This is a genomic window from Prosthecobacter sp. (genome assembly GCF_044222345.1).
Lineage (GTDB): Bacteria > Verrucomicrobiota > Verrucomicrobiia > Verrucomicrobiales > Verrucomicrobiaceae > Prosthecobacter.
On record NZ_JBGANL010000039.1, the window covers coordinates 46,332 to 61,373 of the forward strand.

Annotated in this window: 12 protein-coding genes and 1 pseudogene; 5 read left to right on the forward strand and 8 right to left on the reverse strand. The window is 62.2% G+C overall.

Features of this window, described 5'->3' with window-relative positions; translation table 11 throughout:
- Window positions 1-4 precede the first annotated feature (4 nt).
- A complete protein-coding gene (locus ACILSL_RS19100) occupies window positions 5-376 on the reverse strand; it encodes a four helix bundle protein (RefSeq protein ID WP_395733657.1) in 372 nt (123 codons plus the stop codon).
- A 153-nt stretch (window positions 377-529) separates the two neighbouring features.
- On the reverse strand, window positions 530-1,219 hold the full coding sequence (locus tag ACILSL_RS19105) for an RNA polymerase sigma factor (RefSeq protein ID WP_395733658.1): 690 nt from the start codon (window positions 1,217-1,219) through the stop codon (window positions 530-532).
- Window positions 1,220-1,303: 84 nt separating this feature from the next.
- Between ACILSL_RS19105 and ACILSL_RS19110 the strand changes: the two genes are divergently transcribed.
- Window positions 1,304-1,831 carry a DUF5069 domain-containing protein gene (locus tag ACILSL_RS19110; RefSeq protein WP_395733659.1) on the forward strand — a complete coding sequence of 176 codons (528 nt, stop codon included), beginning with the start codon at window positions 1,304-1,306 and terminating at the stop codon, window positions 1,829-1,831.
- A gap of 234 nt (window positions 1,832-2,065) precedes the next feature.
- Here ACILSL_RS19110 and msrB read toward each other — a convergent pair whose 3' ends face one another.
- From msrB to ACILSL_RS19125, 3 genes are all read right to left on the reverse strand, one after another.
- Complete coding sequence (gene msrB / locus ACILSL_RS19115) at window positions 2,066-2,659, reverse strand: peptide-methionine (R)-S-oxide reductase MsrB (RefSeq protein ID WP_395733660.1); 594 nt, start codon at window positions 2,657-2,659, stop codon at window positions 2,066-2,068.
- Between the two features lie 65 nt (window positions 2,660-2,724).
- Window positions 2,725-5,214: a protein kinase domain-containing protein gene (locus tag ACILSL_RS19120; protein WP_395733661.1), complete on the reverse strand. Its 2,490-nt coding sequence runs from the start codon at window positions 5,212-5,214 to the stop codon at window positions 2,725-2,727.
- A 64-nt stretch (window positions 5,215-5,278) separates the two neighbouring features.
- Complete coding sequence (locus tag ACILSL_RS19125; protein ID WP_395733662.1) at window positions 5,279-5,896, reverse strand: RNA polymerase sigma factor; 618 nt, start codon at window positions 5,894-5,896, stop codon at window positions 5,279-5,281.
- A 319-nt stretch (window positions 5,897-6,215) separates the two neighbouring features.
- Between ACILSL_RS19125 and zwf the strand changes: the two genes are divergently transcribed.
- The 3 genes from zwf to ACILSL_RS19140 are packed head-to-tail and all read left to right on the forward strand — an operon-like array spanning window position 6,216 to window position 9,753.
- Window positions 6,216-7,757, forward strand: a complete 1,542-nt coding sequence (gene zwf / locus ACILSL_RS19130) for a glucose-6-phosphate dehydrogenase (RefSeq protein ID WP_395733663.1) — start codon at window positions 6,216-6,218, stop codon at window positions 7,755-7,757.
- A 17-nt stretch (window positions 7,758-7,774) separates the two neighbouring features.
- Window positions 7,775-8,785, forward strand: coding sequence for a glucose-6-phosphate dehydrogenase assembly protein OpcA (locus tag ACILSL_RS19135; protein ID WP_395733664.1), 1,011 nt, complete (start codon window positions 7,775-7,777; stop codon window positions 8,783-8,785).
- A gap of 38 nt (window positions 8,786-8,823) precedes the next feature.
- Entirely contained in the window at window positions 8,824-9,753 is a 930-nt protein-coding gene (locus ACILSL_RS19140; RefSeq protein WP_395733665.1) for a UbiA family prenyltransferase, read from the forward strand.
- Window positions 9,754-9,765: 12 nt separating this feature from the next.
- Here ACILSL_RS19140 and ACILSL_RS19145 read toward each other — a convergent pair whose 3' ends face one another.
- From ACILSL_RS19145 to ACILSL_RS19155, 3 genes are all read right to left on the reverse strand, one after another.
- Window positions 9,766-10,230, reverse strand: coding sequence for a response regulator transcription factor (locus ACILSL_RS19145; protein WP_395733666.1), 465 nt, complete (start codon window positions 10,228-10,230; stop codon window positions 9,766-9,768).
- 927 nt (window positions 10,231-11,157) lie between these two features.
- Window positions 11,158-11,844 carry a response regulator gene (locus tag ACILSL_RS19150; protein WP_395733667.1) on the reverse strand — a complete coding sequence of 229 codons (687 nt, stop codon included), beginning with the start codon at window positions 11,842-11,844 and terminating at the stop codon, window positions 11,158-11,160.
- The gene (locus tag ACILSL_RS19155; RefSeq protein ID WP_395733668.1) at window positions 11,841-13,268 is read right to left on the reverse strand and encodes an ATP-binding protein; all 1,428 of its coding nucleotides are present in this window, start codon (window positions 13,266-13,268) and stop codon (window positions 11,841-11,843) included. Before ACILSL_RS19155 ends, ACILSL_RS19150 begins: the two co-directional genes overlap by 4 nt.
- A gap of 319 nt (window positions 13,269-13,587) precedes the next feature.
- Here ACILSL_RS19155 and ACILSL_RS19160 point away from each other — a divergent pair.
- Window positions 13,588-14,748 (forward strand): annotated as a pseudogene (locus ACILSL_RS19160) (3-dehydroquinate synthase); the annotation flags it as partial.
- Window positions 14,749-15,042 lie beyond the last annotated feature (294 nt).

The following is a 15,042-nucleotide window of genomic DNA, read 5'->3' on the forward strand; positions in this document are numbered from 1 at the left end:
AGCTTCAGATGGAGGAGCCTTTGCTGCGTTCGGCGGTCTGAACGCTTTTGACGAAGATGCTGATGAGTTCGTCGCATTCGGCGAGGATGGGAGCAAGGCGTGATTTGGAGCAGAGGGGCTTGCGCTGGACAACCTTGAGCCAGATGAGGGTTTCCCGAAGTTCTTTGAGGCAAATTTTCATCTTGTGGAGGAAATCGGCCCGGGATTCGGCGCTTTGTGCCTCGCCGTAGTTGGGGGCTGGGGATGTTCCCGAACGTACCAACTGTCCCGCGATGTGTTTTCCTGCCTTTGTGTCGGGCAGTGCCTCCACGACGGTGATGATGCGAACTGCGAAATCTACGAGACGATCTTCAAGGATGTTGGCTTGGGCTTTCATGACGTGTGGTTCGGGCGCTCTACGGCTTGGAACCTCTAAAATCAAAAATCGATTGTTCGACAATCGTCAATCCTCCGGCGTCTGGGACGATGGTCATGCGCGATTGACGATTGATGAGCAATCGATTGCTGATTTTAGAAGTGACCGATGCGCTTACTCCACGTCCTCACCCAGATACGCCGCAAGGTGTTTCCGCAGTTCCGTGCGTGCGCGAAACAGCAGGCTCTTCACCGCCGGGAGGGACATTTTCAAGACGGCGCAGATGTCCTCGTATGGCAGGTCCTGGTGGCGGCGCATGATCACGGCGATGCGCTGCTTTTCCGGCAGGGCGGCGATGGCCTTGTCCAGGGCCTGCTCCAGCTCGGTCTGCTGGGTGATGTGATCGGCCCCAGGAGTGCTGTGATCGGCAAAGTACTTCGGCGGATCGTCCTCGTTCTCCTGTTCGATGCTGACCTCCTTGCGGCGGGAGCGGCGGCGGGTTTCGTTGAAGACGAGGTTGCGGGTGATGGTGAAGAGCCAGGTGGTGAACTTGGCGGTGACTTCATAGCGCGGGGCGCTGCGCCAGACGCGGATGAAGACCTGCTGCGCAATGTCGTGGGCGTCGTCGATGTTGTTGAGCATGCGGGCGCAGGTGCCGACGACGGCGTTCTGGTGCATTTCCACGAGGCGCTCGAAGGCCTTCACATCGCCCTCCTTGACGCGGAGCATGAGACGAACGCTTTCCTGGTCGGAAGACTCCCCGGCATCGTCGGCGGCTGCCGGCGGTGAATGGGGGAGGGCGTTCCGTTCCGGTTCGGGCATGAGGTAGGCTGGCAGTGTGGCGGCCATGCTAGCGAGGGTCATGCGCAATGTAAACCGCGGGAGGTGCGGATTGGTTGCGCGAATATTTGACGCTCAGAAGACCTTCGTTATGCGTAGCCTATTCTTATGAGCGATTTAACCTGGGACACATCTTTCCGCGAACTCTTCGAGCGCTGCTCCAAACTGCACCTTGGGGGAGACACCCGTGCGGTGAGCTGGTTCACGGAGGCGGACAAGACGTTTTTGGACGGCATCGGCTACACGCCCCAGGAGTTCTTCGACTTCGTCGATGATCACTGCCGGTATGGAGCGGAAGGCCCCACCCTGGAGACAAGCCTGCTGGTGGCTGCGGTGCGCAGGGATTACTTCCGCGTGGTGCAGAAGAGCGAGCGCACCGGAAAAACGGTGCCGCCGAGCGCGCTTCCTCCCAAGCCGGCGGCGGTGGACGGCATTCCGTGGCTGCCACGTTTGATCGTGAAGGCACGCGCCAAACTGCGTGGAGAGATGGACCCGGACACGATGTACGGCTGCGGCGGGGACCGTGCATTCTTTGAGCAGCACAGGCTGCACCCCGCTGATTTTTTACGCGTGACCTGGGCGGCAGGGGACGATGACCAGAAGATCATCGACTTTGTGAAGACGGGGAAGATGTGAGGCCAGGGCTTTGTTCGTAGGTCGGCCGTGTTTGGCGCGTGGTGCCATGCGATGCTTCACCACGCTCTTCGCCAAACCGCCCGACTGTCAGGGTGTTCGTAGGCCATGGAGCCAGCCGTACGCTGCCCTCCCTGAAGCCACTGGCACGTTCGTCTACCAGAGGGGCTTGCCGTACGCTGATGGACGGGCGGGCTTCGCCACGACCGTCCTACGAGAGGCGCGGCGCATGCTCGCTTACTTCTTCTCCACGCCGCCTTCTTTGGCGACTTCATCTTTCTTGGTCTGCACGGCGGCGGAGCTGACTTCGAGGAGCTTGGGGGCTTGGCCGCCTTTGGGGACGAATTTCAAGGCGACGCCGTTGATGCAGAAGCGGCGGTCGGTGGGGGTTTTAAAGCCTTCGCCTTCGAAGACGTGGCCGAGGTGGGCGTCACAGCGTTTGCACACGGTTTCGATTCGGTGCATGCCGTGGCTGTTGTCCACTTTTTCAAAGACGCCTTTGGCCTTGGAGGAGTCGTAGAAGGAAGGCCAGCCGCAGCCGGAGTGGAATTTTTCCTTGGAGGTGAAGAGCTCCGCGCCACAGCAGACGCAGTAGTAGGTGCCTTCGCCCTGCTTCTCGAATTCTTCATAGGCCGCGCCATTGGGGCGTTCGGTGCCGCGCATGCGGGTCACTTGGAACTGCTCGGGGGTGAGCATTTTTTGCCAGTCGGTTTCAGACTTCACGATCTCGGGCTTGGGCATGGTTTTGGAGTCGGTTTTGGGTTTGTCCTCGGCCTGGGCAATGCAGAAGGCGGCGGCAAGGGCGGAAAGAAGAGCGAGGCGGAGTTTCATGGCGTTGGGCTTGCTGATACGTGGGAGGAGAGGCGAAGATTGCTTATTCCCACAAAAGTTGTGGCTCAATCTTCATCCTCACGCGCCAGCTGGCCGATGTTCCAGAGCAGCAGGCGGAAGCCGGCGTCGGGATGGCGGTCTGTGGCGGTGGCATGCCGGCGGAAGGAGGCGAGCAGTTCCTGGCGTTCTGAAGTGGTGTAGGCTCCGCCGCGCAGGACGCCCTGATCGGGCATGGTGTTCCACGAATCAGAGACCCATTCCCAGAGGTTGCCGGAAAGGTCATGCAGCCCCCGGCCATCCGCCCGGAAGGAGCCCACGGGGGCGGGCCCGGCAAAGCCGTCGTCGTATTTGGGGATGGCGAGTTTGCCGGTCTTGTCAGCGCTTTTGTCGAGGAAGTTGCCGGATTTGACGGGGGGCGGCCAGATGAAGCCCCAGGGGTAGATGCCTTCGATGCGCAGGCTGCGTTCGGAGGGATTGCTGCCGATTTCACGCGAGAGATAGGCGGCCATGCTCCATTCATCATCGCTGGGCAGGCGGTATTCCTGATCGGGTTCGAGCAAGCCCTGCGCGCGCTCCCGATCCGTCAGCCAGCGGCAGAACTGCTCGGCCTCAGAACGGTTGACCATGCTGACGGGCAGATCCGGCCCGGCGTCCAGCACGCGGCCATCCACCGGGGGTTGATTGGTGGCTTTGGCGAATTCGTTGAAGTCTTTGAGGCGTGTTTCCGTGGTGGCCAGCATGGCCTTGCCAAGAGGCACAAACTTGATGCCGAGGCTGTTCTGCCACGGCTTGCCAAACACCACCGAGCCGGTGGCTTTCAGACGCAGGTTGAAGCTGATGCTCTGGCCTTCCTTGAGCTTTCCGGCGGCCTGCTCGGGCTTGTAACCGGGCAGAATGATTTCGTAGTTGAAGCTGTCTGCGCGCACCTTGGGCAGAGGGAGGGGGGTGCGGCCCATGAGGCGCTCTCCGTCGAAAACTTCCGCGCCTGCAGGCGTGCTGGCGATGTTCAGGCTGCCGAACTTCACGCCCACGATTTCACAGCGGATCGCGCTGTGTCCGGGCTTGGGTTTTGAGGCGCCGGGTGTCTGGGGGATGGTGGCCGCGCGCCAGGCGTATTCGTGATCAGGGTCCAGGCGTCCGCTCCGGCGGTCTCCGGCGGTCATCCAGGCGCAGAAAGCGTCTGCATCCGCCGCAGGTATCACGGCGGCGGGCAGGATGCTCTTGTCGGGAAGCGTGATGTTGGCCGCTTCATATTCGGCGGCACGATTGATCTCGAGGAGAAAATCGCGGAACAGATCCGCGCCGAGCGGCAGGTCCGCGACGTGACGATCTTGCTTGTAAGTGAACCACTGCTTGAGCCGGTTCTGCCACGGTTTGCCCGGCGTGGGTGTCTGCGGGCGCGCTGGCAGCACCGGCAGCGGTTTCACCGGCAGCGGGATTTCATAGCTCCATTCACGCTGGTGCTTTGCCATGACAAGGCCGCTCGCCACGAGGAAGGAGGCCAGGGTGGTGATGATGGCCGCACGGCTGAAGCGGCGGACAAAGCTCTCCGGTTTGATGCCGCCGACAAGCTGCAAGGATTCGGCAAAATCTGAGGCATTGGCAAAGCGCCGGGTCAGGTCTGCTTCACAGGCCTGGCAGATGACGCGGTTGAGGTCGAGCCAGAAGGGCCACTCCTCGTCGGAGAGATTGTCCGGCACTTCGGGGAATTCCATGCGGTCTTTGCCGCTGCTCATCTCATAGAGCACCTTGCCCAGGCTGTAGATGTCCGCCTGCGGCGTGCCGGGGCCTTCCGGGGGCACGAAGCCTTCGGTGCCGACGAAGGTGCGCTCCCCAAAGGCGGCGACGAGGCCGATGTCCGCCAGTTTGCACACGCCGCCGACGAAGATGATGTTGGAGGGCTTGATGTCACGGTGCGTGAGCCCGTGGTTGTGCATGTAGTGCAGGGCATCGGCCATGTACACGCCAGCATCCCGGCAGAAGAAGGGGTCCAGCCGGCCGTGGCGCTTCATGTCCGTGGTCAGCGTGCGGGGCACGTAGGTCTTCACGTCGTTGATGTTCGCGCCGTTTTCGGCATCGTCCGCCAGCTCCATCACGCAGTAGTAAAAGCCGCGTTTTTCATTCCAGCCGACGTGCAGGATGTGCACGAGGCAGGGATGGCCGCGCGAGATGGGCTCGAACTGCTGGATGCCCTGAAACTCGCGGTGGAAGGTGCGGGTGAGTTCAAAATCCTCACGCCAGACGATCTTCACCGCACGCAGCGCGCCCGTCACACTCTGGGCCAGCCACACTTCACCATAGGCCCCGGAGCCGATGCGCTTGAGCAGCGTGTAGTCGGGAATGACGATGTCATCCCGGTGGGAGGGCGGGCCGTTTTTGTCACGGCTCTTCACTTTTTCATGGGCCGTCGGCACCGCGATGGGCGGAGCGGGCAGGCTCATCTCGAAGGAATCTGCCTCGAGTGCGGCCTCATCCAGGACAGGCAAGGCGGCGGCTTCATCCTCGCTCTCCGGAGGAGGCGTATGATCGGCGGGCAGGTCTGCTGGATCACTCATGAAGCTGGCGTGGAAGGAGGGTGGCTGAATGGACTGTCCAAAACCAGCGCCTGGAAGTCTCCCACTAAAGCATCGTATTCTCAAGCCCCTGCACTTCTTTCTTCACCAATGCACCGACGCGGTGCTTGGCCAGATAGACCTGTGCGGCATTGATTCCGAGGGCTTCAGAGGTCTTCTTCACCCCCCAGCCCTTCATGACGTAGCAGTCGAAAATTTGAAACTGCCGGGGGGAAACCTTGGCTTTGACACGTTCCAGCGCGGCGGCGGTGATGTTGTCACGCCACTCGCGGTCCCAGATGTTTTCCAGCAGGTTGTCCTTGTCCTGGGAGAGGCGGTCGATGACCTGACCGCTGGTGTCCTCGGTGTCCGCATTGCCCTGGTCGGCCAGGGAGGGCTGGCGCTTGCGGGCGCGAAACACGTCGAGAATACGCCAGCGTGTCATCTGCAAAAGCCAGGCCTTGAAGGAGCCTGCACGCGGATCGTACTGGCCCTTCTGCACCTGGCGGGCGATGGCAATGATCGTCTCCTGCACCACATCAAAGGCTTCTTCACGGGTGAGGCCCGCCTTGGTGCCGACGCTGAAAATGAGGCGCCAGTAGGTCTGGTAAAACTCGTTCCAGGTCTTCTGATCTTCCCAATTGTTCAGACGCTCGATCAGGCTTTTGCGGGTTTTTTCCCACAAGCCCTTGTCTTTTTTTACGTCTTCCGGAATTGGAATGTCTGGCTCAGGTGCCGGTTTGCTCATTGCCCTGTGACTGTCAACGGATGAGCCGTGCTGTCAAACCTTTGAAACTCAGAGAGCATAGAGAAAATCAGCGAAAGAGATGCCTAATTTTAGCGGGGTACCCCCACATGATGACTCCAAGCGAATTCATGGCATCCATGAAGTCATTTCATCGACCCGGGCCTGCTGCGGCGGCATCGTTGGTTGCCATCAGAGGGCGGCGGGTTAGTCTGGCAGTCCTGCGCCGTGTTTGTGGCGTAGTCCTTGCTTTAAAGCCATGTCCGAACTGGAAAATCCCTTTCAAGAGACTCTGCTCTCCCGCCACCGCGCGGAACCCTGCTCCGTGGTCATCTTTGGTGCCACCGGTGACCTCACTCACCGCAAGCTGATTCCCGCCATCTACAACATCGCCGCTGCGGGCGATCTGCCCCCGCAGTTCAAAGTGGTGGGTTTCGCCCGGCGTGACAAAACGGACGAGGTCTTCCGCAAGGAGCTGGAAGAGGGGAACCGCAAGAACAGCCGCCAGGGCCACAATGACGAGCTCTGGCAGAGCTTCTCCCAGTGCATTCACTACCACCGCAGCGAATTCGAAGACCTCGAAGGCTACAAGTCTCTGGCGAAGCTGCTCGACCAGTTTGATGCAGAGCGTGGCACGCCTGCCAACCGCCTCTTTTACCTGGCCTCCGCGCCGGAGGCCTTCAAGCCCATCCTGGAGATGATCCGGGCCGCCGGGCTGAACCAGGGGGCGAAGGGCAAATGGGCGCGCGTGGTGTGTGAGAAGCCCTTTGGCAAAGACCTCGCCACAGCGCAGGGCCTGAACTCGGTGGTCGCCGCCACCTTTGCGGAAAAGGACACCTACCGCATCGACCATTATCTGGGCAAGGAAACCGCGCAGAACATCATGGTGCTGCGCTTTGCCAACTCCATTTTTGAGCCCAACTGGAACAGCCGCTACATCGACCACGTGCAGATCACCTGCGCGGAAAACCTCGGCATGGAAGGCGGCCGTGGAGGCTACTATGACACCGCCGGTGCGCTGCGTGACATGGTGCAGAACCATCTGCTGCAGCTGGTCTCCCTCGTGGCCATGGAGCCGCCGACCGATCTCAGCGCGGACAGTGTGCGTGATGAAAAGGTGAAGGTCATCCGCGCCCTGCGTCCGCTCGTCGGGCCTGAGGCCGTGGGCAAAAACGTGATCCGCGCCCAATACACCGCAGGCAGCGTGGATGGCACGCCGCGTGTGGGCTACCGGCAGGAGGACCGCGTGAATCCTGAGTCCCAGACCGAGCCCTATGTGGCGCTGCGCCTCATGATCGACACCTGGCGCTGGCAGGGCGTGCCGTTCTACATCCGTGTGGGCAAGCAGCTGCCGAAGAAGGCCACGGAGATCAGCATTCATTTCAAGAAGCCGCCGCAGGTGCCCTTTGCCACCTCCACGATGCTCAAGAACAGCGAGAACACCCTCGTCATCCGCATTCAGCCGGACGAAGGCATCGCGCTGCGCATTCTCTGCAAGCAGCCGGGACAGGCCATGAGCATCCAGCAGGTGAAGATGGACTTCCGCTACTCCTCCAGTTTTGGCAAAGCCAGCCCCGAGGCCTACGAGCGTCTGCTGCTCGATGCCATGGCCGGTGACGCCACCTTGTTCGCCCGCCGCGATGAAGTCGAGAGCGCCTGGAGGTTCATCGATGAAATCGAGAACGCCTGGCACAAATCAGACACACCGCCGACCATGCACGAATACCCGGCGGGAAGCTGGGGGCCGAAGGAGGCCGATGACCTGCTGCGTGCGGATGGGCGTGAGTGGAGGCTGCTTTAATCTGGAGGAACACCATCATGCCTCCCACCACTCTCAACGACTCCGACCTCGACCGCCTTGGTCTCGAAACGCCCATCGGGCGCATTGACCGTGCGCTGAAGCAGCTGTGGGAAGGGGACGAGGCCAAGACGCGTGCCTCGCTCATCAATCTGGCGATCTACACTGAAGATGGCTGCCAGCTGGTGGCTGACAACGAACTGCTCGACCACGTGGCCGCGCAGCATGCCTGCCGGGCGCTGCTCATCCTCGCGCTGCCCGAAGCCCAGCCGCCGCGCGCACGGGCGTGGATTCAGGCGCTGTGCCGTCCCTACCAGGGCAAGCAGATCGTGTGCAGCGAGCAGATCAGCTTTGTGCTGGAAGGCGGAAACGCCGCGCAGGTGCAGAACATCGTCTTCGCGCACCTCGACTCCGATCTGCCGCTCGTCGTCTGGTGGCAGGCGGATCTGTCCAAGAACTTTGAGGAGCGGCTCTACAGCCGCATCGACACCCTGATCATCGACAGCGCGCGCTGGGAAGATCCCGCAAAGCAGTTTGATGCGCTGCTGGCCGCCATGAACGCCGAGAGCTGTGACTTTGATGTGCGCGATCTCGCGTGGACGCGCTCGCACTTCATGCGCACCGCCCTGGCTGCCTGCTTTCAGGACGCCACCGCCTGCCACCACCTCTCCAAGCTTCAGTCCATCCGCATCACTCATCTCAAAGGACAGCGCACCACCGCGCTGCTGCTCGCTGCATGGATCAACCAGCGGCTGCGCGCTTCCCTGAGCGTGGAGCTGATTGAAAAAGCCAGCGGCCCCGCCCTGCAGGACCTTGTTCTGGAAGGGGAGGGCGTGCGTGGCGAAGTGCGGCGTGACTGCGACTCCTGCTTTGTGCGCGTCAGCGCCACCTGCGGAGAGCACACGCGGGAAGACCTGCTGCCCGCCGATGTGGACAGCGATGCCGAGCTCGTGAGTGAACTGCTGTCCCGCTTTCACGGCAGCACGCTGTATTCCTCCATGCTGCCGTTTGTGCGCAGCATGTTGAAATAACTGTTCGACTTTGCTCTGTGGGTTTCGACACTGCGCGCATGCGCCCCTGGCTTCATCTCGCCCGTATTTCCAATCTCCCGACTGCGTGGACCAACGTCATTGCAGCGTGGCTGCTCGCTGGAGGCGCGCTCTTGGATCCACGTCTGGCGTGGCTGCTGCTGGCGGCTTCGCTGATCTACACAGGCGGCATGATTTTGAATGATGCGGCCGATGCGGACTTCGACCGTGAGCACCGCAAGGAGCGGCCGATTCCCAGCGGGCAGGTGAGTGCGCGCGCCGCCTGGGCGGTGAGCTGCAGCATGCTCTTTGTGGGAGGCGTCATTGCGCTGGGATATGGGGCCAATCCGCAGATCACCGGGCTGCTGCTGGGGGCCGTGGTGTTTTATGATCTCTATCACAAGCGCTGGGCGGGCTCGGTGATCGTCATGGGGGCCTGCCGTCTGCTGCTGTATTTGATGGCCGCCTCTGCGGTGGCACCGTTTTCATTCGCCAGCCAGAAGGGGGCCTTGTCCTTCTTCGGGGCCGAATGGCGCTATGAGACGGGCTTCCTGCCTGCGGGCCCCATGCTGGTGCTGCCGTTTGCGCTGGCCATCGGGTGCTACATTGTCGGCATCACCATGGCGGCGCGGCTGGAGCACAAAAACGAGGCTCTGCCTGTGCCGGCTTCCTTGCTGGCGTTCGCCCTGCTTTACACACCGGCCATCGTCTGCGCCATGCGGTTTTCTGCTGCGGGTGGCAGCCCGGTGCAGGTGCTAGTTCTGGGCGTGTTTGCCCTGCTGGTGGCCTTTGCCACGCACACCATGCGCAAAGGCGGCCCCGCCATCGGCAAGGCCGTGGGCTGGCTGCTCGCAGGCATCGTCGTGGTGGATGCGCTCGCGATTGCAAACGTCTCGGCTCCGCTGGCGCTGGGCTTTGTGGTGCTCACACCGCTGCTGCGTCTCTGGCAGCGCTGGGTGGCGGCGACGTAGACGGGGGAGGCGCTAGAGCGGCAGCGTGGCATTCACCCAGTGCAGCGGGGGCAGGCCGGTGGCTGCGGGCTGGCGGTGGGCTGGCTGAGGGCTGAAGCTGTGGTGGCCGGCCAGAATCTGGCGCATGGTGTCCAGCTTGGCGGCGGTGCTGCTGCTGCTCTGGATGCAGCCGTGGGCTCCGGCGCGCAGGACGCGGCTGGTCTCCAGCTCTGCCCCGTGGCTGGTGACGATGAGAAACTTCAGGCCCGCATGCAGAACCAGCAGATCCTTGACGAGTTCCAGGACCCGATGCCCCGGCAGGCTCAGGCTGATGACCACCAGATCCGGCTTCTGCGCGGAGACTGCGGCAAAGGAGCAGGAGGCGCAGGTCACGGCTGCCGCCAGGGTGAGGTCTGGCTGGGTTTCCAGCTCAGCACGAAACGCCGCCAGGCTGGCTGGGTTGCTGTCCACGATGACGATGCGATCTGGCTTTCTCATTTCAGGCGGAGGGTGGTTGTTGAACGCCTGAAGCTCACGAATCTGACATGGGCCAGCCATCAAAGAATTGGAACAAAACCTTTGCTTTAAGTTTTGGATGGAGCGGCGGATTTTGTCCCGTGGCCGTCTGCGAGTCTTCGATCATCTCATCGAAGAGATGCGCGGTATCATCAAGGTGCTGATGAACATCCGTAAAACTCGAATGCATGTGGTTGCTGCCTGAAGCCCAGATTTGGGAGTGGAAGTACGAAGACGGGTTCATGGTGGCAGTGGTGCGGGGTGGGGAGGATGGCCATGGCTGCGTGATCTGAGCCGTTCACAAGCACGTCATGCGCTTGACCGGCTGCATTGGTTGAACGTCCCACCATGGAGCCGTGCAGCCTTTGCGGTATCAGCGCTGGTGCCTTCCGCGTTTAGGTGCCGGGCCTAGCACTCCGCCCGTAGGTCGGCCGTGTTTGGCGTCGGGAGTGCTGCATCTTCCACCGCCGCCTCCGCCAAACCGCCCGACTGCGAGGACGTTCGTACGCCATGGTGTCAGCAAGACGCTGATAGACGGGCGGGCTTCGCCACGACCGTCCTACGTCCAAGCAGCACTCCGCCCGTAGGTCGGCCGTGTTTGGCGTCGGGAGCGCTGCATCTTCCATCGCCCCCTTCGCCAAACCGCCCGACTGCGAGGGCGTTCGTACGCCCCACCGCCTGCTGCACGCTGCAAGGACGTTCGTCCGCCGGGGTGCCTGCTGTGCGCTGCGAGGGCGTTCGCACGCCATAGAGTCTTGCCGTACGCTGGTGGACGGGTCCATTCTTCCCCCTTCGCTCTACGAGCTACGGAGGACACGTCGCACTGCGTGCTTCGAAGGATAAACCGGGCTGTCGCCACACCCATCCTACGAAGGCCTGCGCAGCGCTCGGGCCTGGATCGCCGCGGCCTCACTTCAGCACATCCCGCTGCGTCTCCACCCAGCGCACCGCCTGCCGGATCATTTCCGCGCTCGTGACAAAGCCCATCTTTTCTTTGATGTGATCCCGGTGGACTGAAACGGTCTTCGGACTCAGGTGCAACTGCTCGGCGATTTCCTTCGCGGTCTGGCCCTGGCCGAAAAGCTCGAACACCTGAAACTCGCGGTCGCTCAGCTTCGTCAGCGGAGATTCACTCGATCCTCGCGGACGTGGGGTGGCAAAGGACGCGGCGAGGTGCGCGGCCAGGCGCTCGCTCACATACACGCCGCCATCCAGCACCTTGTGAATGGCATCCATCAGCGCATTGCCGGGGCTGTCCTTGCCCACGTAGCCGCTGGCGCCGGCGCGCAGGGCGCGTGCGGCGCAGAGCATCTCATCATGCATGGAGCTGACGATGATCTTCAGCCCGGGGTGCAGGGCCGTGAGATCTTTGATGAGCTCCAGACCGCCACGGCCCGGCATATTCAGATCCGTGATGAGCAGGTCCGGCTTTTCTTTGGCCACCAAAGCGAGCGCTTCAGATTCATTCGCCGCCGTGCCGCAGATTTCAAAGCTGGGATAGGCCTGCAGCATGTAGCGATAGCCATTGATCACGGCGGGATGATCGTCCACGAGCACGAGGCGGCAGGTTTTTTCGAGGGTGTCTGTGGTTGTCATGGGGTGTTGGGGATGTGAACGGCGATGCGCGTGCCTCCTGCGGGCGGAGCGCCGCGCTCCATCCTGCCGCCCATCATTTCTGTGCGATGCTGCATGATGCGAAAGCCAATGCCGCCGCCTTTGGAAGGAGTCTCCGGCAGGCCGCAGCCATCATCATCAATCTCCAGCACAATGAATCCATCACGGCTCTCCAGGCCGATGCGGATCTCTCCGGCATCCGCATGCTTCAGGGCGTTGTTCACCGCCTCCTGGGCGATCCTGTAAAGATTGCACGCCGTCGCCTCGCTGATCTCCAGGATGTGATCCGGGCACTCAAACACGCACCGCACGCCGGAGCTGCGCGTGGTGATGTCTGCCAGCGCCTGCAGGGCATGCTCCAGCCCCTGCTCCCACAGGGGCACCGGGGCCAGCCCGTGGGAGAGGCCCCGCATCTCGGCCAGGGCTTCACGCAGGCTCTGGCTGGCATGCTGTGCGTGCTCGGCAAAGGCGGGGGCCTTGGCCTGCAGCTCATCGTGCAGGCCGTTGATGGCCATCAGCACGGCGGTAAGCTGCTGGCCGATGCCGTCATGAAGCTCATGCCCGATGCGCCGGCGCTCGTTCTCGGCGGAATCAATCACCGCGCGCTCCAGCACGGTGCGCTCTTGTTCGCGGTCCGCCAGCTGCTGCGTCATTTTGCGGAACGCCTGGGAGAGCTCGTACACTTCATCGCCACCTTTCACGGGGTCGATGCTGATGCTCCGGCCTTCGCCAAACTCGCGCACAGAGCGTGCCAGCCGCTCCAGCCGGGTGGCCACGCCGAAGTGCAGGATGGCCCAGAGACCGAGGCACAGGATGGCGATCACAGAGGCCGACCACTCCACCCGCTGCCGCGCATCCTGATGCGCATGCAGCACGGCATTGGCACGGTCATACACCAGCAGCAGCCAGTGCCGGGTCTGGGAAGGGATCTCGATGGGAAACGCCGCCAGCACGATGAAGTCCCCGTCATTCAGAGTGGCGGACTCCATGATCTTGCCGGGGCTCTGGCTGGCCCGCTGCCAGGCGGTGGCCGCAGGGGTTTCCGTGGCGGACAGGCCCTCCCACTGGGCGGAGGAACTCGCCAGCACCAGGCCCTTTTCATCCACCACGGCGGCCATGCGCAGCCAGGGCTCATGCGTCCAGTCGGTGAGGCTTTCACTCAGGGCCTTGATCTCTCCCAGCACCAGGTGCTGCCGGGAGAGCTGGGTGAGCCGGGTGCCGGTGGCCTCGGCCTGCGTGGTCACGTCACTGAAATTGCGCGCCAGGTCATTGGCCAGGTCCAGTTCATAGTCCAGCCAGGTCGCCAGCATTCCCAGCAGCAGCAGCAGTGCTGGGATCAGGAAGCGAAGTGGCGGCGGAAAGGTCACGGCGGTGGTCGTTTTTTTCTCTCCTGCATCTGCGGGCACGGATGGACTGGACAACGGTGCGGCGTCCATCACGTGAAGCCATTCCCGGGGGTGTCCTGACGGTGCGGCGGAGTGGAATGGGCGGTTTTCATGGCCGCCGAAAGCTTGAATCCGAGGGGGTGTCCTTCTCAATCACCCCAGCAGGCTATTTCCACGGGTGGCCGGACAGGAGGGGCTTCGTGGCCCGAAGGCAGCAGGCCGGGGTGGAAAACATGCTGCATCCTTTGCTAAATCAGGGCTTTAGGTTAGAAAACACGATTCTCAGACGTTTGCCCTTTCCCTTTGACCTCAACCCCGGTCGGAGGCAAAGAAACGCCCCCCTTTGATGTTAGAGAAAAAAATCAGGCTAGAGTACACGCATCGCATCTTGTTCACGAGAGAAGCCTTTGCGCCCCGGAACCACACCATCCGCGATCTCCTCCGCCTCGACCAGCCGCACAAGCTCCCCCGCGTGCTCGTCTTTGTGGATGAAGCCGTCGCCACCGCGAACCGCGATCTGATCGACGACATCATGGCCTACGGGCACGTGCATGCGGACACCTTTACCTTGGTGGACGACCCCATCGTCATTCCCGGCGGAGAGCCCTGCAAAAACGACTTCCGCCTCGTGGAATGCTGCTGGGACGCCATCAATGAAGCCGCGCTGGACCGCCACAGCTACGTCTTCGTCATCGGCGGCGGCGCCGCGCTGGACCTCGTCTGCTTTGCCGCCAGCACCGCGCATCGTGGCATCCGCCATGTGCGCTTTCCCACCACCACGCTGAGCCAGGGAGACGGCGGCGTGGGCGTGAAAAACGGCGTGAACTACTTTGGCAAAAAGAACTGGGTCGGCAGCTTCGCCGTGCCCTTTGCCGTGGTGAACGACTTCGCCTTTCTGGAGCTGCTGCCCGCCCGTGGCCGCCGCAACGGCATCATCGAGGCCATCAAGGTCGCGCTCATCCGCGATCGCGCTTTCTTTGAGCAGATCGAGGCCATGGCCGGCGATCTCGCCGCGCTCAAACAGGAAGCCCTGGAGCAGGTGATCCAGCGCAGCGCCGAGCTGCACGTGGAGCACATCGCCACCGGCGGCGATCCCTTTGAGCTCGGCTCCGCCCGTCCGCTGGACTTCGGCCACTGGGCCGCGCACAAGCTCGAGCAGATCTCCAAATTCACCGTCGCCCATGGTGAGGCCGTCGCCATCGGCATGGCCGTGGACCTCGTCTACTCCCGCATGCAGGGCATCCTGGATGAAGCCACCTGCGAACGCGTGCTGAGCCTCATCGAGCGCATCGGCTTCGCCACCTCCTCCCCCCATTTGATGAACACGGGTCGCTCTGGAGAGCCCGCCATCCTCGAAGGCCTCGAAGAATTCCGCGAACACCTCGGCGGCGAACTCACCGTCACCCTCGTCCCCGAGATCGGCACCAAGCTGGAAGTCCATGAGATGAACCGCGTGAAGATCCTCAACGCCGTGGTGGAGCTGCAGAAGCGGGCTGCGTAAAAGTACGACAGACACTCCTGTCTGTCGGTCGGCGCTCCCGCCAAAACCCCCAACTCCCAAACCCACCCACCATGCCGCCACAGCAACGGCATGGGGCCTCTAACCAGCGCCTACTCGCAGCAAATCGTAAGCCAGCATTCTGGCCACACGCTCGCCGACAGGCAGCAACTGTGTCAGTTGGCAAGCTGGAATTTTGGATCGGCGATCAAGCGATTGAGGACGCAGAGCATTTTGCGCATGACTGCGGTGATGGCGACTTTGAAGGGCTTGCCGCGTTTGAGCAGCCCCTGATAA